This window comes from Lactococcus muris (assembly GCF_042849115.1).
In the GTDB taxonomy this organism is placed as follows: Bacteria; Bacillota; Bacilli; order Lactobacillales; family Streptococcaceae; genus Lactococcus; species Lactococcus muris.
This window is the reverse complement of sequence record NZ_BAAFQO010000008.1, coordinates 86,809-111,664: the sequence shown is the minus strand read 5'-3', so window position 1 is coordinate 111,664 and position 24,856 is coordinate 86,809. Positions and strand designations below refer to the sequence as shown.

Below are 24,856 nucleotides of genomic sequence, written 5' to 3'. Positions count from 1 at the left end.
GCTGGTTGAAGGCTTGGAAGGCGAAGGTGCCGCCTACCAAGAGCAATAAGAGGGACAGGAGCGCGAGGTTGCGCAGCCACCGCTGGTTTTTCTTTTCTGGTGTCATAAACTCCTCCTTTGACGTAACCTGTGGTTTAGATTTTCATTACATTTGTATTTCTAATGTTACGTTTACTTTCTGAGTCTATAGTATAAAAAAAAAAAAAGGTCAAATGAAATGAGTGTTTGATGAGAAAAGGGTGTTTGATTTGGCTGGGGGCTTTGCTTGTTTCTCTCTTCTGAACCAAGGAAAGCATGAGAAAAGAAGCCCCGACTGGAGCTTCTTGACTCTATGTTATTGACAGTTGACTGTCTTTTATTTGCGACGGCTGTAGTTCGCAACGTCTGCTTGGATATTTTCGATAAATCGATCCAAACTGATGACTTCTGTGTCATTTGAACCGTAACGGCGGATGTTTACTGTACCATCTGCCATTTCTTGGTCACCGACAACGATTTGATATGGAACTTTACGTGTTTGGGCTTGACGAATCTTATAACCCATTTTTTCATTAGATTCATCAACAACGATACGCAAGCCTTTTTCTTGTAGACGTTTTTTGATTTCCCATGCGTAATCCGCATGAATTTCGTTGTTTACTGGAATAATAATCGCCTGAGTAGGTGCCAACCAAGTTGGGAATGCCCCTTTATAAAGTTCAATCAAGTAAGCTGTAAAGCGTTCCAAGGTAGAGATTACACCACGGTGAATCATGACAGGGCGATGTTTTTCACCATCTGCACCAACATATGTGATGTCGAAGTTTTCAGGGTTAAGGAAGTCCAGCTGGATAGTTGAAAGTGTTTCTTCATTACCCAAGGCAGTTTTTACTTGGATATCTAGTTTTGGACCGTAGAAGGCTGCTTCGCCTTCTGCTTCAACGTAATCAAGATTCATGTCATCCATTGTTGCCTTAAGCATACGTTGTGATTTTTCCCACATTGCATCGTCTGGGAAGTATTTTTCTGTATCTTCTGGATCACGGTATGACAGACGGAAGCTGTAATCATCGATACCGAAGTCACGGTACATTTCCATAATCAATTCAAGAATTTTACCAAATTCTTCTTGAATCTGGTCTGGTGTGACAAATGTATGCCCGTCGTTCAACTGCATGACACGTACACGTTGAAGGCCTGAAAGAGCACCTGATTTTTCATAACGGTGCATTGTTCCAAACTCTGCGATACGGATAGGTAACTCGCGGTAGCTGTGTACATGATGCTTGTAGATAGCGATGTGTGATGGGCAGTTCATTGGACGAAGTTCCATTTGTTCGCCGTCACCCATATCCATTGGCGGGAACATGTCTTCATGATAGTGCTGCCAGTGCCCAGATTGTTTATAGATGTCCAAGTTCATCAGATTCGGTGTATGTACATGCAAGTAGCCTGCAGCGATTTCACGGTCTTCTACGAAACGTTGGATTGTACGGCGAATAGTTGCACCATCTGGAAGCCAATAAGCTGTACCGGCACCCAAAGATGCTTCGTTGAAGAAAAGGTCTAATTCGCGGCCCAGTTTACGGTGGTCACGTTCTTTCGCTTCTTCACGCATTTTCAGGTTTTCTTCCAGGTCTTCTTTAGTAAACCAAGCTGTACCGTAAACACGTTGCATCATCGCGTTATCGCTATTTCCACGCCAGTAAGCGCCGGCTACGTTGAGCAATTTAAAGTATTTGATGAAGCCTGTTGACGGCACATGTGGCCCACGGCAAAGGTCAGTATATTCACCTTGGCTATAAATAGTCAAACCGCCTTCATCGCCGTTATGCTCTTCAATAAGTTCGAGTTTATAAGGGTCATTCGCAAAGATTTCTTTTGCTTCTTCTTTAGTGACTTCTCTACGAATGGAAGGGAAATTTTCTTTCGAAATGCGGTGCATCTCTTCTTCTATCTTTTCCAAATCCTCGTTAGAAATTTGTCCTTCTTCATTATCTGTATCATAGTAAAAGCCATTCTCAATAGCTGGACCTACCCCAAGATGGATATTGGGAAAATGACGGCGTGCCGCTTGGGCAAAGAGGTGAGCCGCTGAGTGGCGAAGCAAGTCAAAAGCATCTTCATGCTCTGGAGTCACAATTTCGAAAGTTGCATCTTCCTCAATCGGACGAGTCACATCAATAAGCTTACCATTGACTTTACCAGCTAGGGCTTTTTTTGCCAAACCTGGTGAGATGGATTTTGCGATTTCAAGTGTTGAGATGCCTGCCTCAAATTCTTTGACAGCACCATCAGGGAAAGTAATTTTAACCATATAAGCCTCCTATTTTTTGTTAACATTAGTTAGTTTGTACGATGAGACTCGAAGAAAATAAAAAAAACGCAGACCAGCTTCCTCATATAAAGGACGCCGGCTGCGTGTTACCACCTTCTTAATTTTCTAGGCACAAAAAGCCTCAAAAATTGTCTCATCTTTGACGTAACGTGTCAGCGACGCTCCCTGTTCGCAGGGAGTAGAAATAGAGTGGTATCCTTAACAATCACAATACGAGTTTGCACCGACCACTCGCTCTCTTGAAAAGAATTGCTTAAAGACTTGTCTCTGATAATTATTTTATGTCTTTCTTTATCTTTTGTCAAGTCTTTTTATGCAATTTTTTGATTTTTTAGAAAAATATATTTACTTTTTCTTCACAATTTCTTTTACAAGTTCAGCAAAAGCCTTATCGTCATTAAAAGGTGGGAGATAGATATATTTTTCACCTCCATTTTCCAAGAAGTATGTCCTGTTTTCTTCCTCTAGTTCTTCAAGAGTTTCTAGACAATCTACTACAAATCCAGGTGCAACAATAAGGACTTTTTTCACACCTTGCCCAGGTAACTTTTTTAGGGTATCGTCTGTTGCGGGGGTCAACCACTCGGCAGGGCCAAATTTCGACTGATAAGTTTGATAATGCGGAAAATCGCCAATTTCTTCCATGATTAAGCGTGTCGTTTCCGTGCATTCTTCTGGATAAGTGTCGCCATCCGTTACGTAAGAAAGCGGAATACCATGATAGGAAAAAATAAGCGCCTCGATATCTGTTTCTTTTGCTAAGGCATTTTTTATCTTGTCGGCAAAATATTTGATATAGAGCGGTTCCTGATAGAAAGAACGAATAAAGCTCAAATCAACAATATTATCTTTTTTCAAGAAGTAGTTCATCACACTGTCAAAGACTGAACCTACTGTCGTTCCTGAATATTGCGGATACATGGGGAGAACAGTTAACTCTTCTACACCTTTATTCAAAAGATTCTCCAGACTGGTTTCAATGCTAGGTGCGCTGTAAGACATCCCCATAGCCACTTCAACATCGGGACAAAGTTCCTGAAGATTTTTTTCTTGGGCTGCTGTATAGGTAAGCAGCGGGAACTCCCCCTCTTGAACAATCTTCTCATAAAGTCGCGCTGATTTTCGCGGTCGAGTATTGAGGATAATACCGTGTAAGAGCGGTTGCCAGACCAAGGGATGTGTCTTGATGACACGCCTGTCAGACAAAAATTTCTTCAAATATTTTCTTAGTGCTCGAGGGGAGGTGTTCTCGGGTGTCCCAAGATTAACTAAGAGGAGGCCTCTTTTTTTCATGCTATATATTTCTCCTGTATTTTCTAAATTTCAACAAACAATACAATCATCTGCTTACTATTTTACCTGAATTTCACAAGTTCGTCATTAATAGTGTAGAAAAGTTGGAATCTCAACAGCACTCAAGTAAAAGAGAAGGGAAATAGAAAAATGCTCAACCCAGCATTATTATGCACATGATTAAGCATTTTTTCATTTTTGGAACTTCTTTCAGTAAAGCTTTACACTGGAAAATAAAATTTTCCGCTGACCTATGCTTCACTTTTTCAAACTAGGACTGATTATTTTTTGTTCTTTTTCCGTAAAACAACTGCACTGACTAGAGCTGCCAAGCCTGCAATTCCAAGACCGATGCCAATCATATCCCCCGTACTTGGTAATTCTGCTCTGATTTTTTGGATATTTTCAATGTCTCTCTCATCGTCTTGCCTAACTTCATCTTCAAGAGGTCTATCTTCTTCCGAAGGATAGCCCTTGTCCTGCTCATTGCTTTCCCCTGTATCACCTGTTTCAGTGTCTGGACGATTGTTTTGCTCCCCTGTATTGTCGTTATCTGGTCGACCATTTTCTCCTCCTGGTTCCCCATTATCAGACTGAGGCGGTGCTTCTCCTAAAGTCACAACAGTGGCACCAGCAATTATCTCTCCCTCGTAGCGATTATGATGTTCTGCTTGGCGGGCGAAGAGGAAATATTCTGTACCTGGTAACAAATCTGTGAAAAGAGTAGATTGCTGCCAAGCAGCTGCATCCAAATCTTCAGGATTTTCTGTTCTTGAAACTGCGTATTCAACCTGATAAGGTCCTGGATCAAAGTCAGTAGCTGATGCCAATAGATCGCCCAATCCTGTAAGTTCTGTCCCCACCACGTTAAAGGCAAGTGGTTCAAAGACAAAAGGCATATCTTCTAGGAAAAAGTCATGGCATCATGATTTGAGAGTGGAAAAGCTCAATCTCCGTCTTCTCCACACGTGCCGCTTGCGGTCTAGTAACCGAGAAACCTTGTGCCTTTGTGATACGACCAATCGTTTCAACATTGTCAGCAAAGACATACTCATAGTTACGGTTAACATTTCCGTCCGCATCACGCAGTTCAACAAGAACATCCGCTCTTTCGATAACATTACCTTGGGCATCAACAAAGACCAACTCATCCTCAGCAACGTGAGGCTGGCCATTAGCCAAACGTGACATTTGATTGACAAAAGTTATGGTTAAGTAGTGACCTCCGATAGCATCCATAGGCTCACCTGTATCCACATTGGTCCATTTTTCTGGTCTGTCGAAACCAGCTTCAACGCCATACTCGTAGGTTTTATCTTCTGCCATGAAATAGTAATCATAGTTGAAGACCCGCTCCGCAATCTTTCGACCATTAAAGCTTAGTCGAACAGGGTCAATGACTTGGCTTTCAAACAATGGATTAACGGACTGCACTGGTCGAGGGCTGAAGGATAAGAGCGCTTGACGTGCTGGGAGAATGGAGTTTAACGCACTGCTCATTGAAGGCTGCAACCAATAGTTGCCTGAGTATTCTCCTGAAATACTCCACTCACCTGTTCCTAAAGCATGAACGGGCATAGCAATAACATTTCCCTCGTCATCAAAGCGTACATTAGCATCATCAAACTGAGCTTGACCGGTCTGAATATTTACTCTAGGTTTATCAACTGCTAAGATAGGCAAGCTTGGCATCGCAGCAGCAGCAATTTTTGCTTCTGCTGTGCCATCATAGCGACGTCTTTCGACCTGCCCTTGTGTCCATTGGATAACCATAGGAGTAATTTCTCCAGTCAGCAAATGTTCGCTCATCCAATCCTTAAAGTCACTCTGCAAGGATACATTTCGTGAATCCAGATAGAAGCCTTTTATGGTTACCTGCTTATCATTGCCTGCATGGCGATCCTCAAAGACAATCTCATAGTCTTCACCAAAGAGGATGGGAATAACAACCTCCGTGCCCACAATCTCAATCCCAAGCTCTGGGAAGAGCTTAATATTCTCTCCAGCATTGTTTGGGTCAGGAATTTCTGGAACAGTCCAAGCTGTTTCACCATTATACTCCTTTCGGATAAGGGAATCGCCCACAAGAGAAATGACGGCTTCATCAAGATATGATTTGTTAAGTTCCCACGGTGTGATTCGTCCCGTGAAAAGCAGTGCCTTAATCTCACTTAATCCAGCATCAGAAAGCTCAACGTTGGCAAGGTTAAGACCATCAACACTTGTGATAACCCCTTTATCTGCAACATTTCCGTTATCATAAGCAACATTCTCATCTTGGAAGCGAACACTTAGATTTTCCAAGTTTTCAAGTGTTAATTTGATATCCTGCCCTTGTTCATTACGCAAGCTTAACTCTGGGCTGACTTCTACATCATCTGGGAGGTTGATTCGGTCAGTGCCATTATACTGCCGTTCGATATAACCGGATTGGATATAAAGAATGTTGTTCTTCATGTCGGATGGATTTTCTGGCATTGGCTGGACGTCCGTAATAGACACTGGCCAAATATTGGCTGAGGCAAAGTGAGGCTGTAGCATTTCTCCTGCCTCGCTATCGCTTCCAAAAGTGTAATTGGTTAATGGATGCTCGTCTTCTTTATCTGAATCTACCACCAGTTGCCAGTTATCATCTGAAACTACTGGAATATCCTCGCCCACCTCTGTCTGAGTAAACTGTGCGCCGCCCTCAGCCTCGGTAATAATGCCCCAATCACGCGCAACAATAGCACTTTCGAGCACAGTCACTTCTGGAGCCTCCACTCTTGAACCATCCTCTTCTGTATCAAGCAGACGAATTAACCTAGGGGGGTTAAAAATATTGTGAACCTTATCAGTATTATCCCATTCCTTATCTGAAGCTTGTCCTTCTGTCCAAGCAATACGGCGTGGCGTAATCTCAGCCTCTCGGAAGTTGAGAATATACTGTTCAATCTCCTCAATAATTTCTGCGATAGCACTTTCTTCAAAAAAGTTAATTTTCTCGTCAAGGACAATCCCGTTAAGGGCAAATTCAAGCTCTCTTGTACCCGCATTGTGATTGGCAAAACGCAATCCTTCTACACGGTAAGGCAAGGTAATCTCATGGTCGCCTTCAAGGGCAATCACAGCTACAAAGTCATTGTCTGAAATTTCAGTTTGTCCATCATACTCTCGGCTCTCCACGGTAAAGCCAGTCCCTATAATATCTTCTTTGACTATATTTACGGGGAGGATTGATGCGCTAGCTTTTCCCAATTCTGGTACAACATAGTTGCCCCTATGCCTTGGGTCTGCAAATTCGATGCTTAACCCCACAGCTTCAAACCAGTTAAAGGTATAGCTTCCTATCGCCGTATCAGGGAAGACAAGTTCAGATAAGAGATTTGAATTATGAGTAACCTCCACATGATTCGCTAAAATCTCATGTCCCACTTCTGATCTAACAAGTTCTGGCAAGCTAATCGTCCCTATAATATCAGTGCTAGAATTATAGGGGCGCGACGGGATACTCCCATTTTCCCAACGCAAGATACGCGGTGTGATTTCTGCTACAAAAAGGCTGTTGAAGTCAAAATCCTCAGCTAGAACTTGATTTCCTCTAAACAGGGTCTCTAACTGTGCACGAACCTTATCGGTATTTTCGATAGTAAGACTACGCTCTCTACCCGCATCTGCTGAATCAAAAGTCAGTCCCCAGCCCTCAACGTTTAAAACATCAGGATTTCGGACCCTACCAAAGCTTGGTAATCTATTGAGGGGTCTATTGAATTGATCTTCCAAGACTTTATTTGTATCATCAAAAATCTTAGTCGCAAATCCAGCTTGTGCACCTACTACATCTTGCCAAGAATTGATTTGCTTGACAGTGATTTCCCATTCGATATCAGGAGAGTTTATTAAGCGATAGTTGGTATGGTGTGTGCCACCAATATCCCAACCAGATAGAGCTGAAACTGCTGTCCCCACTTCACGGTTGTTCGTGTGAACAAGGCCTCCTTCAACTACTGTTATTCGATCGTTCATCTCACGCTCTAATAAGTCTTGCTTGTCCTCAAAAACTGTACTTAAGGTTGGCAGCAGGAAATCGGATAATTCTGGTCTTATCGGTCTTCCCGTGTAAGTTCTGCTTGAGTCAATCAAAGAACCGTTTGTGAAATGAACATCTAATGGACGGATTGTCGCATCAGCAAAGCTTGGCTTCATAAGCGCTGTATAAAAGAAATTCGGCATTCCAAAAGCAGATTGGCCAAAAAGGTTATCAGGCAAGTCAAAAGCGGCAGTTTCTCCAGTTCTATCTGGATCTGGCACTATCTCATAGTTACGCGCAAGGTAACCACTGATTGTCCAGCCCTCTGTTGCAACAACAGGCTGTGCGATAACATCTCCTTGGTCATCACGGGCAACATTTCTAGACTGAAATTCAGCTGAACCATGGTTCAGTGTGATGTATTCTTTGTCTAAGTCATGTATCGCGAAGTCATCCCTATCTATTGCTGAGAAAAGTTGTGGCATTCCTGTATCCGTAAGCGTAGCTGACTTATTTCCATCATAATCTTTGTCTTTCACTTGGCCCATGCCCCAGAAAATTTGACGAGGTGTAATTTGGCCAAGGAAAAGCTTATTGCGTAGATAATCCTGTAAGTTCTCAGAGAGTTCAACAGGCTGCGTTTCTCCTCCTTGACGTTGCAAGAGAATGGTTGACTCTTCTAAATAAACTTCCACATGATTGGCCGTGACACTATTGTCTTCAAAGCGAAGCACACCATCTTCAGAAAAGAGCAATTGATAAATATGTTCTTCTCCTTCATCAACCCCATTGATTGTGACAAAAATTGGGTCCAAACTTCCCTTATAGATAGCCGTCCTATCGTATTGACGAGACACCTTATTTCTCACAAATGTAAGGCGGTTGAAATCGTTAACCTCCAAAACTAAGGGACGGATGGTAGCAAGCTCAAACTGAGGCTGATCCATAATCTGATAGTTGAAATTACCACCACCGGCATGGTCCTTACGATTGAGCATACGCTCATCAAAGTCAAGTCCCTCAATTTCCCAGCTTCCCGGCAAACTATTGGCAAAGCGGAGACGCTCTGTCAAGGTGCCAAATTCAACGTCAATAATATTGTCATCACCAGCAACGAAGCCTTTTAATCGAGGGGGAACAATGCCCGATACGCGAGCAGTCCCATCATAGACCTTGTCATCAACACGTCCTGCTATCCACGTTACTGGCTTAGGAGTGATTGTCGCTTCGTTAAAGAGACCACCATTTTCCGCCATAATCCGAATGCTTTTTTCTATCTGCCCTCCGTAAGCCTCTATAAAATCACTCAGGTCTTCGGGATTAAGGATATCTCGTTCCCCACTTCTTATCTGTAAGTTCATACTAGAAGCCGCACGTAGATTAATCTTATGTGTCCCTACATTGACATGCTCAAACTCCAGATCGTTAGGGTTTATCACTAAGCTTGCTGTAACAAAACGTAGCGTCCCTTCACCCGCAGGATTCGCCCTCATGATTCCAAACTCAATCCTATATCCCTCCTGTACACCTGAGACAGTATTCGTATTATCAAACACCTTGTCTGGCACGCTTTGAAGATTTCCTAGAATCATCGGCGTAAAGCCTTCTTCTGCAAGAGTAATCTGCCCGTCATAGAGTCCATTTGAGTTGCCTGTAAGGTTGTGGACAGCTGACTGCGTGAGGATGCTCTGAGTTAACTCTCTGAGCATCTCATCGCTAAGGTCGTATGAAAGACCTGCTGCTGCCGTAAGCACAGCTTGATGCACTTCATCAAAGCGATTATTTCCTACCAGATGAACGAAGGAAGCCCAGAGACTTGCGCGGTCGTAACGTAAGATATCCACGGGGAGCTGTACTTGCAGAGGAGGAGGAAGAACAGGATTATCTTCAGGGTTAGCCATTTGAATCTCAAAGCTAAGTGAAATGTGCTGTTCAATAGACTGTACCATACGCGTGCCATCAAATGGACGCGTATGTACTCGACCACGATTAACCTGAATATTATGAAGCGCTACAGGAACATTTTCCAAAACGTTCCCATTATAAAAGAGACCTGTGCCAGTGAGGCTGTCACGGAGAGCTGCTGGGATCTCTACCCTATAGTACTGACCTACAGGAAGATTGTCTTGCGCATTGAGTGCATCTGCAATCTCCTGTTCAATCATGCTCCAACTCACATTCCCATAGTTGATTCGTGATGCCCCTACTTGTGTTACTCTTGCAAAAACAATGTCTGCTATTTTACTGGTAAAATCAAGATTTCCTCTAAACCCAAAGTCTGACAGGTCCAAGTGTGGCCAGTGCTCAACATCAGCTTCTGGTTCATCACCAACAAATTTGTCAGCAACCCTCCCTTGATGAATGTGCCTCTCTGTAAGAACTATAGGAACGAAAGGACTAGGACGTAAGAAAGCACCATCGAGACGGAAAGAGTTTTCATTATCTGGATCACCTACATAAACAGTGATATCACCAAAGGCTTCCTCCGTTATGCCTTCTAAGATAATACGGTAGAGTCCCCCTCCCGCATTTTCTCCAGAGTAGAAGGATACATTATCTAAAAACTTATCTCCTTCTCCTATCTCTACTACAAATTCCATTTTGCCAATCTGGCCAGTACCTAGCGTTTCATCATTGGAAAGTTCTCTTTTAAAAGTAATCTCAACCTGATCTTCACCTACCCACCTTGTATGAGTAATTTCCGCCCAAGGCCAGTTCTCTTTACCCACCCAGTTCACCGCTAAAGGCGCAATGCCCAAATAAGCATCATTCCCCTCAAAACTAGTCAATCCCCCCTCTGAAAAACTCGGAGCCACAAACGTTTGAGGAGCTTCAAAAGCTGGGAGAGTTCCTAAATCTTCTTGAATTTCTTGCTCTTTGCTAGCTTCTTCCTCTTCGATTATTTCTTCTGCAAGTGCTTCTGGTAGCACGATGTCTGCGATCTCCTGTTCTGAAACCTCAACCATCTGTTCAATACCCAGTGCCTCTTCATTGTGCCGACCCCGTACAAGCGTTGCAACTGGTGCTCCTTTAGAAACCACAAGAGGCAGTATCGCAGCGACAGTCCCCGCTTTTTTCAGTCGAGCACGACGTATCGCCTGCTTTCTTGCCTTGATTACTTTTCTTTCCGTCATATATTGTTCTCCTAAAATTTATTTGCACTTGTTTCATCACAGGTTCCAATATTCTTATATATCAAACTCCGCATAATAGTAAGCGCTTACTTCATAATTGCAGTAAAAGTCTTTGATGATATGATACCCCTTAAAATATTCCCTACATTACAAATTATATCAAATGTAAAAGTTAAAAAGAAATAATATTACGATTAGTTGTTTATGTTAAACAATGCACACATTAATGTTGCTTTTGTGTGATTTTTGAAACTAGCGTATATGCATAAAAATAATTACTGTCTAACTTTTTACCTCAATTGGCGAACAAAAAAAGCAGGTTCTTAAAGAATCTGCTTTAATGTTTACGGTTGATTTCTTGTTTAACTTTATATTCTAAAAAATCTTTTGCGACTTCTTTATCAAAATCATTGAGTTGCTTCACAACTTGATTTTGAATCGTATCAATCTCAATCTTTTCAAATGGAAGCTCGGCAATTACCTTTTCTACAACCTTGGCAACATTATTTGCAATCATGTTGGCATGCAAGGGTTTATCTGCGTATTTTCCATTAATAGCTGCCTTAAAAACAGCCGTTTGAATACGAAATGAATCCCAGTCAACTACTCGTCCGTTACGCTTAATAACTACTTTATTGAGCAATTTTGCTTCCATGTATTCTCTCCTTATTTGTGGTTTTATCTCTACTCACTTCAACAGTTTACTGTTTTATTATAGCAAATTATCGTTTTCCCTACAAAAAAAAATCTCAAAACTTGGGAAGGATACAAAATAGAGCGCTTCAATCTAAATATGCAAAAATAGAACCGCATGATTGAGCGATTCCACTTTTATCTTATGCTTTGCGGCTTTTTCCCTGCTTTGGATTTTTTAACTTATTTCACAACGATGAAACGGTCATCATCTTCCATATAAGTTTTCTCACCTGCTTCATCCTCAATGGAACCAAATACAAGCTGTCCACGTAATTTCCAGTTTGATGGAATATTCCATTCTTTAGCAACAGCTTCATCAATCACTGGATTGTAGTGTTGCAGGTTTGCACCGATACCAAGTTCAGCAAGTGCAGTCCACGCATTTACAGTAGTAATACCTGAAGCTTGTTCGCTCCATACGGGGAAGTTTTCGGCATAAAGGGCAAACTGTTCTTGCAAGCCTTTAACAACATCTTGATCTTCGAAGAAGAGGGCCGTACCATAGGCCGCTTTGAAACCATCGAGTTTTGCTTTTGTTCCTTCCCAAGCTGACTCTGGAACGCCTTGAGCTTTCATCGCTGCTTTCAATTCGTCAGCAACGATTTGCCCCCAAAGTTTTTCCTGTGCATCTCCTGTAACGATAAGGACGCGTGTTGTTTGGCTGTTAAATGCTGTTGGGCTGTGTTTCACAGCTTCTTTAATTGTTTCGATAGCTTGATCCGTATCTTTAATATGTTTGCCAAGTGCATAGATTGAGCGACGTTTTTTGAGTGCGTTGATAAATGACATGTTATGTCTCCTTTTTAAATTACTTATTTTTGTTTACAAACGTAATCTTATCACATAAATTTACGTTTGTAAACTATTTAGTTTGAAATATTTTTATAAAAAAACACTGAAAGCTGAGTTCAACTTTAAGTGTTTTAAATTGACTTTTTATTTTGTTCCAAACAAACGGTCTCCAGCATCACCAAGACCTGGAACAATGTAACCATGCTCGTTTAGATGATCATCAAGTGCTGCAACATAGATATCAATATCTGGATGTGCTTCTTGAACTGCTTTAATCCCTTCTGGTGCAGCCACAAGGCAAACAAATTTGATGTTGTTGGCGTTACGTTTTTTAAGGCTATCAATAGCAAGGATGGCAGAGCCTCCGGTAGCCAACATCGGATCAACTAGAAAGATCTGACGTTCTGCAATATCCGTTGGAAGTTTTACCAAATACTCCACTGGTGTAAGTGTTTCTTCGTCACGATACATACCGATATGACCTACACGCGCAGCTGGGATGAGTTTCAAGATACCATCCACCATACCAATACCTGCACGAAGAATCGGTACAATAGCAAGCTTTTTACCTGCAAGTTCTTGTGCTGTCATATGTGCAACAGGTGTATCAATCTCCACATCTTGTAAAGGCAAATCTCGTGATACTTCATAAGCCATGAGCATACCAATCTCATCGACAAGTTCACGAAACTCTTTTGTTGATACATCCGCACGGCGTAAGATTGAAAGTTTGTGTTGGATAAGTGGATGTTTTACTACTTGAAAGTTTGACATAAGAAACCCCTTCATTTTATATACTTTGACTATTTTATCATTTTTTTCCTTATAAGTCTGTTATTATTGTCAGCTTATTCCCTTTTTCAAAGATTGCTTAATCAAAAATGGTGCGATAAGTGTACTCAAGATAATGACGATGACAAGTTCTGAATAAATGTCACTGTTAATCACTTGTGAAGCCAACCCAATCTGCGCGATGATGAGTGCCATCTCCCCACGAGAAACCATACCAGTACCAACCAAGGCACTCTCTGATGTTGTGAGCCCCGTGGATTTTCCAATAAAGTATGCTGGGATAAACTTGGTTAAGACCGCTAGAAGTGTAAAGAAGAGAATCAAGAGAGGCTGTTCAAAGATACTCTCAAAAGTAACCGATATAGCTATGGAAACAAAGAAAACAGGGATAAAGACGACATAAGCAATAGCTGAGCTGTATTCTTCAATCTTATGTGAAACATCGGTTTGACTCAGTGCCAAGCCCGCAAAAAAAGAACCAATTACTGCTGACATTCCTGCAGCATCAGCTAAAAGACTCAAAACCAAGCAAAGAATCAGTGCTGCGGTTGTGTTTTTCGCATAGATGGGCAGTTTCTCAACAAATCGCCAAATTTTTGGTACAGACTTGTGAACAAGAACCAAAAAGACGAGGAACAGAAATTCCATAAAGAACTGTTGCGGCAAGTTTCCTGAAGAACTGTTTGCTGATGTAAAAATAGATAAGGCAAGAACAGCCAGGATATCATCCACAACTGCTGCACCCAAGATAATCGAACCTGCTTTTGTCGAAAGTTTACCATACTCTTGCAGAACTTCGACCGTAATCGATACAGAAGTTGCTGCAAAGACAATCCCATAAAAGATGGCTGTAGAGAAAGCATAACCCATCAGAGCAGTAACACCCCAGAATACCAGCAAAGGGACAAGTACACCTGCTAAGGCAACCAGTAAAGCGGGTTTAAAATTTTTCTTAAGTACACTAAGGTCACTCTCTAAACCAGCAAGGAACATGAGCAAAATCACGCCTATTTCAGAAAGAACCTCAATCGTATGTCCACCATGTAACCAGCCTAAAGCAGCAGGAGCTAAAACAATACCAATAAGTATCTGTCCAACTACTGCTGGAATTCTTATTCTTCTTGCAAACAAGGTTGCAACCAAAGAAGCAACCAAAATCAATGTAAGTTGGAAAATATCATTCATACCTTCTATTATAACAATTTACGCCTTGTTTTTCCTCTCAGCCTTCTTAAAAAATAGAAAAAAGATAGCGCTATGTCTATCTTTGACCGTTAATTTATTTCGACAACATAGGTACAAGTAAATTTTTCTTGAGGGTCAAGTTGATTCATACCGAACTTCTCCGTCAACTGCCCATTGGTAGCAACTTCATCAGCAATCCCCGCCCAAGGCTCAATGCAAACAAAACTTGCCTCAGCTGGATAAGGGCTCCAAAGTCCAAAGAAAGGCATCTCTTTCCAAGTTACTTTCACGCTCCGCTTGTCTAAACTGTTTGTCAATGCCACGGACATTTCATCTGAAGAAGTATAGACAAGGGCATCCTTAGCAAAGAGTTCATGCTTTAGTGGCAACTCACTCACTTCTACTTCTGCTTGTTCCTCTCTTTTAAGCATACCTGTCGGCAAGTCTAAAGGAATAAAGGTGCGCTTTTCTGAAGGAGAAACTGTCAATTTATAGTCTTCAAAAGTCCCCTTTTCTATAGGAACGTTAAAGGCAGGATGTGCTCCAAGACCGAAAATCATCTGTTTATGGCCCTTGTTTTCAACCTGATAGCGCACACGAATCTGATTATCCATGAGTTTATAGCCTACTTTAAAGCTAAACTCAAAAGGATAGCTTGCAAGAGTTTCAGCGGTTGATACAAGCTCATAAATGAGTTCATCTTCTTCCTCTTTGACAAGTGTAAACACGCTATCACGGGCAAAACCATGTCCAGACATAGCATAGACCTTGTTCTCATAAATGTATTGGCCCTCTTTAAGCTTCCCAACGATGGGGAAGAGCACCGGCGCATGACGTCCCCAAAAGTCTGCATCTGCCTGCCAAAGGTACTCAATGCCATCCTTTTTAACAGAGTTCAGTTCTGCGCCAAAAGCGTTAACTTCGACAGTTAATGTGTCATTTTTCAGTGTATGTTTCATCTTTTCTTTCTATACTAGTTATTCAAGGGCTTGTAAAAGTTACGGTTTTCCAAGGCAAAGACACGCTGGCTGGATTGTCCGGGATCGACATTGTTAAGGGCAGTCATCATCATCATCATGCTGGCATCCATCATGTCAATCTGATGTATGATTTCAGCTTCCATGATTTTAGGGCGCACAGGGCTGCCATACTCCAGCTGTCCATGGTGACTCAATAACACATGTCGCAGCAAAAGTAAGTCTTCTTTCTCCTCATCAATTCCTAACTCCATGGCTGCTTTACTCACTTCTTCATCAATAAGTACAATATGCCCTAAAAGATTTCCTCGCAGAGTATAGCTTGTGTTTTCAACACCGGTAAACTCTATGCATTTAGCCATATCATGCAAAAGAATTCCTGCAAACATTAAAGATTCGTTGAGCTGAGGATAAACTTCACAAACCTTTTCAGCCAGCTGGAGCATGGTTGTCGTATGGTAGGCCAAGCCACCCTCAAAAGCATGGTGATTGGTTTTGGCTGCTGGGAACTGGTAAAACTCACGGTCAAACTTCTTCAAAATATGACGTACAATGCGATTCCATGTCGCGTTTTCGATTCGAAAAAGAATGCTTTCAACATATTCCCGAAGCTCCGTCTCATTTACAGGGGACTTTTCTCGATAATCTTCTGGATTTATCGGCTCATTTCCCTCTGCTAAGCGTAAACTGATGCGGTTGACTTGGGGCATGCCATTATAAAGCTCTTTTAATGCCTTCATATGCACCACGCGCCCCGCAACGAACTGTTTTATAGCTTTCGGATTTGCATCCCAAATATTTCCTGAGATAGTTCCTGTACGATCTTGAAAAACAATCGCAAGAAAGTCTTTGCCTGCACGTGTTTGACGGAGTTCAACTGATTTTATCAGGTAAAAACCCTCAAAAAATTCACCAATGGATAGATTTTTTATCAGAACCATATTAGTCCCCTTCTATTTCTAAAAGCGCAGCACTCGTCTCTTTATCAATGGCATCAATCGTGCGCAATTTACGATTCATGACATTTGTTCTTGTCGTAATCAGCGTGTTGATTTCCTTTTCAGACTGTTGCAAACGTTCATGAACTTTCTTGAGCGAGGTTTCAAATTTGCCAAATTCGGTCTTGACTGCCCCAAGCATTTCGTACACTTCACTGGATTTTTGTTCAATCTGTAAGGTCTTAAAGCCCATTTGTAAGCTGTTCAAAACAGCTGTCATGGTTGTTGGACCAGTAATATTCACTTTATAATCACGGCTGAGTTGCTCATAAAGCTCTGTATTATTCACCACTTCCATGAAAAGTCCCTCAATAGGTAAAAACATAATGGCAAAATCCGTTGTCTTTGGCGGTAAAATGTATTTTTCCGAAATTGATTTTGCCTGAGCTTTAACCGCCGCAAACAGAGCTTTTCTTGATGCTTCAATCGCCACCGTATCGTTTGTTTCAAGAGCAGCCTGCAAGCGCTGATAGTCTTCCAAAGGAAACTTTGAGTCAATCGGCAATAAAACATCGCTGCCCTCTAATTTACCAGGCATCACAACCGCAAAGTCCACAGCATTTCGCTCTTGAATATTGACTTGTTCCTGATATTGTCCTGCGGTAAAAATCTGATCCAAAATCCGCCCAAGTTGCACTTCACCAATAATTCCTCGCGTTTTCACGCCTGTCATCACTTTTTGCAAACTGTCAACATCGCTGGCGAGATTGCGCATCTCTCCCAGTCCTTTGTCCACAGAAGTCAGAAGATTAGTGACTTGCTCAAAGCTTTGAGAAATTCTTTTATTCAGCGTTTCCTGAAGTTTTTCATCTACTGTGTTCTGGATTTGACTTAATTTTTTATCGTTAGCTTCTTGCAATTCTTGGAACTTTCGGTCAAATTTTTCAGTCATTGCCTCTGACATCTCTGCTAAGTTGAGGGCAATCTTATCCAGTTTTTGCTCATTGGAACTTTGTAAATCCTTAAACTGATGGTCAAATTTGGTATTGATATTTTCTGTCAAATTCGACAGGTTTTCATTCAGATTATGGGAAAGGTTTAATACAGTACCCGACATTTCTTGACGATTTTGCCCCAGCTGTTGAGACATTTCTAAACGTAGTTCTGTTAAATTTGACGAAAGGTTTTCCACTCTGGCATTCAGTTTGGAGTCTATGGCTGGTTTTTTGAAAAGATTAGCTGTTCCTATCAGAAGAGCTAAAATCAAAAGAATAATGATAAATATGTTCATAACTTATCTCTCAACTTCTGAACCTTAGCAGCTACATCTCCCTTGAAAACAAAGGACCCAGCCACAAATACATTTGCCCCTGCATCACGTGCTTGCTCTATCGTTTTATCGTCAATGCCACCATCTACCTCAATCTCAAAAATCAAGCCTTTGGTTTCACGTATTTTCACAAGCTCACGAACTTTATCCATGGTTTCTGGAATAAAAGCTTGACCTCCAAAACCAGGATTGACAGTCATTACTAAAACCATATCAACCATACTGAGAACGGGCTCAATGGCTGAGACGGGTGTTCCAGGATTGATGACCACGCTTGCTTTCATCCCCGCAGCTTTGATCTTCTGCAATGCCCCGTGGATATGCGCTGTCGCTTCAACATGAATGCTCATGATATCTGCACCAGCCTGAGCAAATTCTTCAACATATTTTTCTGGATTTTCGACCATCATGTGCACATCCAAAACCATATCTGTATGTGGGCGAAGTGCTGCAACCACGCCCGAACCAAAGGTCAGATTATCGACAAAGTGACCATCCATAACATCAATATGTACATAATCTGCACCAGCAGCTTTAATCTTTGCGACTTCTGCTGTAAAGGCACCAAAGTCAGCTGCGAGAATAGACGGTGCTATTTTATTTGTAAATTGTTGCATGTTTCCTCCTATTTTTTCAAGCCAAAGAAGGCTTTATTGATTTGATATAAACCCCAAACAGTCAAGACAACCAGAAAAGCAAATAACGGCCACTTCCAGTCTCCCAAGCTATTTTTAAAGAAAATGATTAAAGCCCAAAGAATCACTAAACCTAAGAAGCCGGCCTGCTTCATCCAAATGTTTCCTTTAATTTTGTTTTTTTCTTTGTTTGGCATAAGTTTCCCTCGTGTTATTTATTTCTGTTAATAATTGCAGATAGTCCTCATAGCGACTCGCTAAAATTCTGCCTTCTTCAAGTGCAAGCTTGACAGCACAAGAAGGCTCATGTGTATGGGTACATTCTCTAAACTTACACCCATGACTCTCTCGTAAAATTTCTGGAAAGGCTGCATTTAAATCTGGTTGGTTAGAAACATCATAGTCTAGATTTGAGAAACCTGGTGTATCTGCAATTAAGCCTGATGCAACTTCAAAGAACTCCACATGACGTGTTGTGTGACGGCCACGGCCTAACTTGTCTGAGGTTTCGCCAGTCGCCAAATTCATGCCCGGTGCAATCAAATTTAGCAAGGTCGTTTTCCCTGCCCCTGTTTGTCCCATAAAAACAGTTACCTTACCAGCCAAAGACTTTTCCAGCTCTTTCCAGTCAAAGAAAATCTGATACCCAATCTGTTCATAGTCTTGTTTAAATTTTTGATAAGTGCTTAAATCCTCCATCAGGTCAAGCTTGGAAATATAGATAAGGGGACGGATATTTTTATGTTCCAGAAAAACAAGAAACCGATCCAGCAGATTCAATGAAAAATCTGGGTTAACCGTCGACATGATGATAACCGCCTGATCAATATTTGCAATCGAAGGACGAATCAAACTGTTTTTCCGTTCGTGTATATCTAAGATATAGCCTTCTGAGTTTTCTTCAGCTGAAAAGTCCACAAAATCGCCAACGATTGGCTTCATTCCTTTCTTCCGAAAGTTCCCCCGCGCACGCGTTTGATAAACTTGTCCCTCAGATTCTACATTGTAAAATCCTGCTAAAGATTTAATAATACGTCCTTTTTTTACCATATTGATATTTTAGCAGAAATTATGTTTTTATTCTCTTTGCACTCCTCTATGCTGCTCTCTTTCTACGATGCGCTGCTTTTTCTAGAGTTAAAAACAATAATAACTTTCCTCTTGCTCCCCCTCTCCTCTAGCTCTCGCTTAGTTTTTCAGCTTAACCCTTTCGTTCCAGTATAGGTTTGTTTACATCCTTTCCTTCACTTTCATCCCCCTCCATAAGCACGGCTTTTTGAAAGAAGTTAGACCAAAAGTTTTTTTACACCTACAAGTAGAGATACTTTTCCTTTGACAGTTTTTTATCAGACCGTTTATCTCGCCTTTGCTGGCAGGAAAGAAAATATGTGTACTTCTCTATTATAACATTTTCTCGTACTGTTCTTGCTTATCCCCCACATGTTTATAATCTTCCGATAAACTTAAATCTAGGGAAGATTATAACCTTTACAAATATCTTCCTATCTTTGATAGACATCTTGGACAAGCTGATGCGTATCCAAAAGTTATAAGCACTTGCCTCCATTATCTAAATGTTTATCACCAGTTCCTTTCTTGACAAAAGATGTAATTGCATGTACAATATTAAATGCATTTGCATGTATTTTTCAGTGAAAGGATTTTATTATATGGATACTATTGCTAAAACGATCGATCCTAAAATACGGTTGATTGTTACTCTCTTGTTATTGTTTACTTGTTTTGTTAGTTTAGCTAGTCAAACAATGATGGTCACTGCTCTACCTGTCATTGGACATGATATGAATGTTTCACTGTCTTTAGTCCAATGGCTTACAACAGGTTATACTTTAATGATGGGAGTTATCACACCCCTGTCATCAAACCTGTATGAAAAATTCAAAAAGCGCAATATTTTTTTGTCTTCTCTTACGCTCTTTGTTTTGGGAACTTTGCTCGGCTGTTTTGCGACTAGCTTTTGGATGTTACTCTTTGCACGCTTAATCCAAGCCTGTGCTGGTGGTATATTAATGTCCTTTCAGATGACCACGATGATTTCAATCTATCCCAGCGAAAAACGTGGAACAATCCTCGGTTTGTCAGGTTTAGTCATTGCCTTTGGACCAGCAATTGGGCCTACTCTTTCAGGATTAATTGTTAACACGTTAGGATGGCGCTATATTTTCATCTTAGTTTTACCGCTGATGCTTTTCGTGTTATTGGTGGGTTGGCTTGCCTTCCCTAACTTTTCTGAACCAAAAGATATCCAGATTGATTTTACCTCTGTAACATTATCCTTGATTGGATCAGGCTTGACTCTTGCCAGCTTGACTGTTTTCCAAACTTCGGCTATTCAGGGTTGGAGCATGCTGGCTATCGGAATCCTTGTCTTGTTCATCTTTATCAAGCGACAATTGCGTTTAAAGCAACCCATGCTCAAAGTTCAGTTGGTTAAGAACCGTCCATTTAGACTGATGACCTTAGTTGGTATCTGTGCTTTTATGGTTTTACTTGGAACTGAACAAATGTTACCAATCTTTACTCAGAATGTTTTACACCTCGACAGTATGGTATCCGGGATGATTCTTTTACCTGGAGCAATTCTAAATGCACTTTGTGCCGCCCTAGTGGGACGGCTTTATGATCGGTACGGCCCTAAGTACCTTATTATCTCAGGAGGGCTCTTAATGCTGATTGCAGCAATTCCTTTTGTCATGATTTCAGATACAACTCCCGTATGGCTGTTGACCATAGCTTATATGGTGCGTATGATAGGCAATGCTCTGGTCTTTTCACCTGCGATGTCAGAAGCTTTTATAGCCATTGCTCCTGATGAGATTAGTCACGCCACAGCACTTAATAATAGTTTACGCCAAGCTTTTGGAGCTTCAGCGATAACTGTTTTGATTGTCTTAGCTGATATTCCAAGCAATTTTGTTACTGGAATGCGTCTTGCAATGTGGGCAACAATCTTCATCGTTGTTTTGATGTTAAGCTTCTTCGGACTTTATCTACGTCAAAGTTCTCGAAAGGATGCTTAATTATGGAATTTAGAATGGACAAGTTAACTTTTATTTTGAATCATAAGTTACATACGGAACTCAACTTTCAATATAAAAAAATAGGTCTAAATAGCAAAAACTATATCTATCTTGAAAAAATAGACGAAAATCCAGGTGTTAGTCAAGCATTCTTTATCAAGGAGTTCCATCGCGAACAAAGTATCGTAACGCGACAGATAAATGAACTTGTCTCTGCCGGCTGGGTCAGAAAGCAACCTGCCTCTGATGATCATCGTCGCTCTGAATTATATTTAACTCCAAAAGCTCAGCAAGCTTTACCCACGGTCAAAAAAATCTACTGTCAAGTTATCCGTCAAGCGCTTGATGGATTGACAGCAGATGAGTCGCAACTGTTCGCTTCACTTTTATCACGCCTTGTCAACACCTATCAGCCACTGAGTGATAAAGAACCGCCTATCAATTGATAATATTGAATGGCACAAGCCCCGTAATGGCTTTCCCTAGAACCTGTGTTTTTTCATACAGAAAATGTAACCGAAACCCGAATTGACAAATCCTAAGTTACTCCCCGTCTGGGACCTGTCCAACAAGCCTTTATTTTATAAATTTCATCATCTTTCACATAATCATTGCCCGATCCTACTAGATAATAAAAGCTCCACCGCTTTCTCACAGACAGGCTCTTCTCTTGCATTATGTCTTTTATTGATTTTTTCAATTTTTACACTTGACTTTCAACCCTTATTAACTTATAATATTGATAAATTCAATAAAAGAGGTTGAGGTATGAATTTAGGACAAAACCTTAAAAAGTTGCGTAAAAAGCATCATTTTACTCAAAAAGAGCTTGCTGAAATGCTTGATATCACTCAAGGAACTTATGCACTTTGGGAGAAAAAAACAGGCAATCCAGCTCTAGAGATGATTGTCAAGCTCGGGGACATTTACAATACCCCTATTGACCTTATTCTCAATGAACAAAAATCTGATTCTCCTTTTATTGAGCTTCTCAATATTTACAATACACTAGATGCTGAACAACAGAACAGTATTCTGGATTTTTCTAGGTTTCTCGCCACTCAAAAAGCTGAACCTCTCCCTCCCTCAGATAACATTATCCCTTTGCAAACTTATCGCCGTGAGGAGCTCTATACGATTGAGGTTGCTGATGAACAACTTTCTGCTGGATTTGGTCAGTCTTTAAACGATACACAGGAAACTTATACCGTATTCACAGATATTCGCCCCGGGCGTTATGATGGTGCTGCGCGTATCAAAGGTGACTCCATGCAACCAGAATATCCTGACTCCTCTATTGTAACTTTTATTGCAACTGGGTTTGATCGGGATGGAGATATCTATGTGATTTCGGAAGGTGGTCCTGGAGAGGAACAGCTCTACTGCAAGCAAGTTTTCCGAGAAGAAGAGAGTTTTCGCTGTCACTCTCTCAACCCTGACCCTCAATACAAGGACTTCTATCTTGATGAGGAAACATCAAGAATCGTAGGACCTGTGGTTGATTGTATCGAAGCGATAGATCCTGAATTAATAGAAAACTAAGAAAAGCTAAAAGAAGGTCTAAGATGGAATATATAGAGATTGTTTTAATATTTGGTGGTATGGGTTTAGGTTTTGCAGCTCTCTATGAGCTCGTCCTCTGGTTTAGCCCAGAAGAAAGAGAGTTACGCGAGGCTAAACAGAGCAAAAATAATGAATCAAAAAAACTTATTGATTTAGCTGCAACGTTAAAGCTTAAAGCGAGACAAAAAGTCTCGTGACAGTAAAAAAGATAGAAAGCTTCCTAAAAAACATAAAACGTTCAAAAGAACCATAAATGGTTCAATATTGAACGTTTTTTATTTATTTCATTGGTTTTGTTAACGGATGATAAGGGCTGGGCGGAGACCGCCACTACCAGCAGTCCAACCATGTCCAACAACACTCAATTCGCCACCAATACCATCACCATTGTTTACGAACCAACCTCTGACCGAGGATTCGCCATGGGTACGTAGCCTCCACCAAGTATCACCGCCCCCCACACGTTCTGCATGGTTAGGGAAAGCACGGCCTGGCCCTGATAAGCGTGTCACATCAGCCAAGGAAAGGGAAAAGGCACGGGAAGTTCCGCCAGTATCCACCCGAGTCACATCGGCCGCAACCTCTGGAAAATCGTCCAGATTGTTGGGGATCCAGCGCGGTCCTGGCCCGTCAAAGGTAATATCTCCATAAGGAACATTTCCTGTCACAAAGTCATCAGACACAGGTTGCACTCGATCTTGAACTGCTGGTTCTAGCCCATCAAACCAAGAATCGAAAACTTCTTCTTCCTGAGCAAAGCTTGTGTTAGCAAAGGTATGGTTTCGGATAATCATGTGATTACCAGAACCCATATTTTCCAGATAACGGTACTGTTCACCCGCCATGGTGAAAACACGTCCTGGGTTCATGGCACTAAAGTTAAACGCCTCTGGCTGTGCATCCTCAAAAACGCCTGGATTACCGTCATTATTTGTGATTTCTTGGAGTAAAAGAGACAAGTGAATATGCGGAATTGTTCCATCTGCTTCAAGTGTCAAGAATTCCTGAGTTTGATCTGAACTGATCAACTGACTGTCCACATGAATACTGTAATAGTATTGACCCGGGATGTTACCAGCAGCCGCAGCCATCTCTGCCGCATCAATCAAGTAAGAAGTCGCTTGCCCTGACTGGAGCGTATTGGCCCAATAGGCCCAGCCCGTCCGGCTATCAATCACCCAAAAATTACCTGTTTTATCTGCAGCTGGTAGGGCATACCACTGGTCTATCGTCATCGGAGCACGGTCTTGTTGTAAGTTTTGTGCAGCATCGTTTGTGATAGTTTCTCCCGGCCAAGTCCCGCCACTATTGTCAAAATCATCGCCTGATGACCAGTAAGCATCTGTACCGTCACCGGGATGAGTCGCGCCATCTGTTACCGCATCTGTAGCTCCGCCACCTGCTATCCAGTCACGGGCGTGCCCTGCAGCTGCTGTCATTAGGTCTGTGTTATCATGGTTAAAAGTTGGCATGAACCATGGCGCATCTTGTCCTGCACGTTCCCAACCAAAGGTCAGTCGCGAGTAGCGATTGAAAGCTGCTGAGGCACCTGTACGAGTATTTAGATCATTTGCAGCTGGTCGCATGATTGTCCAGCTGTCCACATCATCACGGGTGGTGCCTGGTACCAGAGGCTCAAAACCTGTTGTACCCCCTCTTTGAATTTCCATAAATTCCGACAATCTGATGCGCACCATGATTTCAACATCACCGAAGTTTTCAACGAAAACATCTTTGTTTTCAGTATCACGGTTATAGTAGTCGTGGGTACGTCCGCCGACCGAGTTCTCCCGAATGCGGTCATTGATGGCCCGCTGATTGAAGGCTTGGAAGGCAAAGGTGCCGCCTACCAAGAGCAGTAAGAGCGATAAGAGTGCGAGATTGCGCAGCTGCCGCCGTTTTTTCTTTTCTGGTGTCATAAACTCCTCCTTTGACGTAACATTTACTTTTGGGTTTTCATTACATATGCATTTCTAATGTTACGTTTACTTTCTGAGTCTATAGTATAAAAAAAAAAAAAGGTCAAATGAAATGAGTGTTTGATGAGAAAAGCAAACTCTGGATTTAAAATGACTATCGGAATTAGCCTTAGAAACTATAAGAATAACAGTATTCCCTACATAGTAAGTCTGCTTTTCGTAATCTTTATAGAAT

General features: G+C 41.5%; 19 protein-coding genes. 4 read left to right on the top strand and 15 right to left on the bottom strand.

Annotation, left to right across the window (positions count from 1 at the left end):
• Positions 1-355 precede the first annotated feature (355 nt).
• The 14 genes from thrS to rsgA form a co-directional block, all read right to left on the bottom strand.
• On the bottom strand, positions 356-2,296 hold the full coding sequence (thrS, locus tag ACGHCK_RS06365) for a threonine--tRNA ligase (RefSeq protein WP_271328128.1): 1,941 nt from the start codon (positions 2,294-2,296) through the stop codon (positions 356-358).
• A 366-nt stretch (positions 2,297-2,662) separates the two neighbouring features.
• Positions 2,663-3,610, bottom strand: coding sequence for a ferrochelatase (gene hemH / locus ACGHCK_RS06360; RefSeq protein ID WP_251422875.1), 948 nt, complete (start codon positions 3,608-3,610; stop codon positions 2,663-2,665).
• Between the two features lie 281 nt (positions 3,611-3,891).
• Positions 3,892-4,509, bottom strand: a complete 618-nt coding sequence (locus ACGHCK_RS06355) for an LPXTG cell wall anchor domain-containing protein (RefSeq protein ID WP_251422878.1) — start codon at positions 4,507-4,509, stop codon at positions 3,892-3,894.
• Between the two features lie 16 nt (positions 4,510-4,525).
• Positions 4,526-10,753, bottom strand: coding sequence for an LPXTG cell wall anchor domain-containing protein (locus tag ACGHCK_RS06350; protein ID WP_251422881.1), 6,228 nt, complete (start codon positions 10,751-10,753; stop codon positions 4,526-4,528).
• Positions 10,754-11,090: 337 nt separating this feature from the next.
• Positions 11,091-11,408, bottom strand: coding sequence for an ATP cone domain-containing protein (locus ACGHCK_RS06345; protein ID WP_202230961.1), 318 nt, complete (start codon positions 11,406-11,408; stop codon positions 11,091-11,093).
• Between the two features lie 221 nt (positions 11,409-11,629).
• Positions 11,630-12,238, bottom strand: coding sequence for a nitroreductase family protein (locus ACGHCK_RS06340; protein WP_251422884.1), 609 nt, complete (start codon positions 12,236-12,238; stop codon positions 11,630-11,632).
• A 147-nt stretch (positions 12,239-12,385) separates the two neighbouring features.
• On the bottom strand, positions 12,386-13,015 hold the full coding sequence (upp, locus tag ACGHCK_RS06335; RefSeq protein WP_202231169.1) for a uracil phosphoribosyltransferase: 630 nt from the start codon (positions 13,013-13,015) through the stop codon (positions 12,386-12,388).
• A gap of 69 nt (positions 13,016-13,084) precedes the next feature.
• Positions 13,085-14,218, bottom strand: a complete 1,134-nt coding sequence (locus ACGHCK_RS06330; RefSeq protein WP_202231170.1) for a cation:proton antiporter — start codon at positions 14,216-14,218, stop codon at positions 13,085-13,087.
• Between the two features lie 89 nt (positions 14,219-14,307).
• Entirely contained in the window at positions 14,308-15,177 is an 870-nt protein-coding gene (locus tag ACGHCK_RS06325) for an aldose 1-epimerase family protein (RefSeq protein ID WP_251422887.1), read from the bottom strand.
• A 14-nt stretch (positions 15,178-15,191) separates the two neighbouring features.
• Positions 15,192-16,136: a 3'-5' exoribonuclease YhaM family protein gene (locus ACGHCK_RS06320; RefSeq protein ID WP_251422890.1), complete on the bottom strand. Its 945-nt coding sequence runs from the start codon at positions 16,134-16,136 to the stop codon at positions 15,192-15,194.
• 1 nt (position 16,137) lies between these two features.
• Positions 16,138-17,424 (bottom strand): DNA recombination protein RmuC, encoded by a 1,287-nt coding sequence (locus tag ACGHCK_RS06315; protein ID WP_202231173.1) that lies wholly within the window; start codon positions 17,422-17,424, stop codon positions 16,138-16,140.
• Positions 17,421-18,080, bottom strand: a complete 660-nt coding sequence (rpe, locus tag ACGHCK_RS06310; protein ID WP_202231174.1) for a ribulose-phosphate 3-epimerase — start codon at positions 18,078-18,080, stop codon at positions 17,421-17,423. Before rpe ends, ACGHCK_RS06315 begins: the two co-directional genes overlap by 4 nt.
• A gap of 8 nt (positions 18,081-18,088) precedes the next feature.
• On the bottom strand, positions 18,089-18,295 hold the full coding sequence (locus ACGHCK_RS06305) for a hypothetical protein (RefSeq protein WP_202231175.1): 207 nt from the start codon (positions 18,293-18,295) through the stop codon (positions 18,089-18,091).
• Positions 18,267-19,148 (bottom strand): ribosome small subunit-dependent GTPase A, encoded by an 882-nt coding sequence (gene rsgA, locus ACGHCK_RS06300; protein WP_202231176.1) that lies wholly within the window; start codon positions 19,146-19,148, stop codon positions 18,267-18,269. The genes ACGHCK_RS06305 and rsgA overlap by 29 nt, the downstream gene beginning before the upstream one ends.
• Positions 19,149-19,768: 620 nt before the next feature.
• Here rsgA and ACGHCK_RS06295 point away from each other — a divergent pair.
• The 4 genes from ACGHCK_RS06295 (at position 19,769) to ACGHCK_RS06280 (ending at position 22,899) form a co-directional block, all read left to right on the top strand.
• Positions 19,769-21,139 carry an MFS transporter gene (locus ACGHCK_RS06295; RefSeq protein ID WP_271328127.1) on the top strand — a complete coding sequence of 457 codons (1,371 nt, stop codon included), beginning with the start codon at positions 19,769-19,771 and terminating at the stop codon, positions 21,137-21,139.
• 2 nt (positions 21,140-21,141) lie between these two features.
• Entirely contained in the window at positions 21,142-21,585 is a 444-nt protein-coding gene (locus ACGHCK_RS06290) for a MarR family winged helix-turn-helix transcriptional regulator (RefSeq protein WP_202231178.1), read from the top strand.
• Positions 21,586-21,907: 322 nt separating this feature from the next.
• Entirely contained in the window at positions 21,908-22,681 is a 774-nt protein-coding gene (locus ACGHCK_RS06285) for an XRE family transcriptional regulator (RefSeq protein ID WP_251422896.1), read from the top strand.
• Positions 22,682-22,704: 23 nt separating this feature from the next.
• Positions 22,705-22,899 (top strand): hypothetical protein, encoded by a 195-nt coding sequence (locus ACGHCK_RS06280; protein WP_251422899.1) that lies wholly within the window; start codon positions 22,705-22,707, stop codon positions 22,897-22,899.
• A 99-nt stretch (positions 22,900-22,998) separates the two neighbouring features.
• Here the strand turns inward: ACGHCK_RS06280 and ACGHCK_RS06275 are convergent, their stop codons facing one another.
• Complete coding sequence (locus ACGHCK_RS06275; protein ID WP_251422903.1) at positions 22,999-24,621, bottom strand: hypothetical protein; 1,623 nt, start codon at positions 24,619-24,621, stop codon at positions 22,999-23,001.
• Positions 24,622-24,856: the final 235 nt, after the last annotated feature.

Bases quoted from the DNA above. Each gene is read 5' to 3' on its own strand.
- ACGHCK_RS06295 (WP_271328127.1), top strand. From the start codon at position 19,769: ATGGATACTATTGCTAAAACGATCGATCCTAAAATACGGTTGATTGTT.
- ACGHCK_RS06325 (WP_251422887.1), bottom strand. From the start codon at position 15,177: ATGAAACATACACTGAAAAATGACACATTAACTGTCGAAGTTAACGCT.
- ACGHCK_RS06275 (WP_251422903.1), bottom strand. From the start codon at position 24,621: ATGACACCAGAAAAGAAAAAACGGCGGCAGCTGCGCAATCTCGCACTC.
- rsgA (WP_202231176.1), bottom strand. From the start codon at position 19,148: ATGGTAAAAAAAGGACGTATTATTAAATCTTTAGCAGGATTTTACAAT.
- ACGHCK_RS06290 (WP_202231178.1), top strand. From the start codon at position 21,142: ATGGAATTTAGAATGGACAAGTTAACTTTTATTTTGAATCATAAGTTA.
- upp (WP_202231169.1), bottom strand. From the start codon at position 13,015: ATGTCAAACTTTCAAGTAGTAAAACATCCACTTATCCAACACAAACTT.
- ACGHCK_RS06280 (WP_251422899.1), top strand. From the start codon at position 22,705: ATGGAATATATAGAGATTGTTTTAATATTTGGTGGTATGGGTTTAGGT.
- ACGHCK_RS06320 (WP_251422890.1), bottom strand. From the start codon at position 16,136: ATGGTTCTGATAAAAAATCTATCCATTGGTGAATTTTTTGAGGGTTTT.
- ACGHCK_RS06330 (WP_202231170.1), bottom strand. From the start codon at position 14,218: ATGAATGATATTTTCCAACTTACATTGATTTTGGTTGCTTCTTTGGTT.
- ACGHCK_RS06345 (WP_202230961.1), bottom strand. From the start codon at position 11,408: ATGGAAGCAAAATTGCTCAATAAAGTAGTTATTAAGCGTAACGGACGA.
- ACGHCK_RS06305 (WP_202231175.1), bottom strand. From the start codon at position 18,295: ATGCCAAACAAAGAAAAAAACAAAATTAAAGGAAACATTTGGATGAAG.
- ACGHCK_RS06285 (WP_251422896.1), top strand. From the start codon at position 21,908: ATGAATTTAGGACAAAACCTTAAAAAGTTGCGTAAAAAGCATCATTTT.
- ACGHCK_RS06315 (WP_202231173.1), bottom strand. From the start codon at position 17,424: ATGAACATATTTATCATTATTCTTTTGATTTTAGCTCTTCTGATAGGA.
- rpe (WP_202231174.1), bottom strand. From the start codon at position 18,080: ATGCAACAATTTACAAATAAAATAGCACCGTCTATTCTCGCAGCTGAC.
- thrS (WP_271328128.1), bottom strand. From the start codon at position 2,296: ATGGTTAAAATTACTTTCCCTGATGGTGCTGTCAAAGAATTTGAGGCA.
- ACGHCK_RS06340 (WP_251422884.1), bottom strand. From the start codon at position 12,238: ATGTCATTTATCAACGCACTCAAAAAACGTCGCTCAATCTATGCACTT.
- hemH (WP_251422875.1), bottom strand. From the start codon at position 3,610: ATGAAAAAAAGAGGCCTCCTCTTAGTTAATCTTGGGACACCCGAGAAC.
- ACGHCK_RS06355 (WP_251422878.1), bottom strand. From the start codon at position 4,509: ATGCCTTTTGTCTTTGAACCACTTGCCTTTAACGTGGTGGGGACAGAA.
- ACGHCK_RS06350 (WP_251422881.1), bottom strand. From the start codon at position 10,753: ATGACGGAAAGAAAAGTAATCAAGGCAAGAAAGCAGGCGATACGTCGT.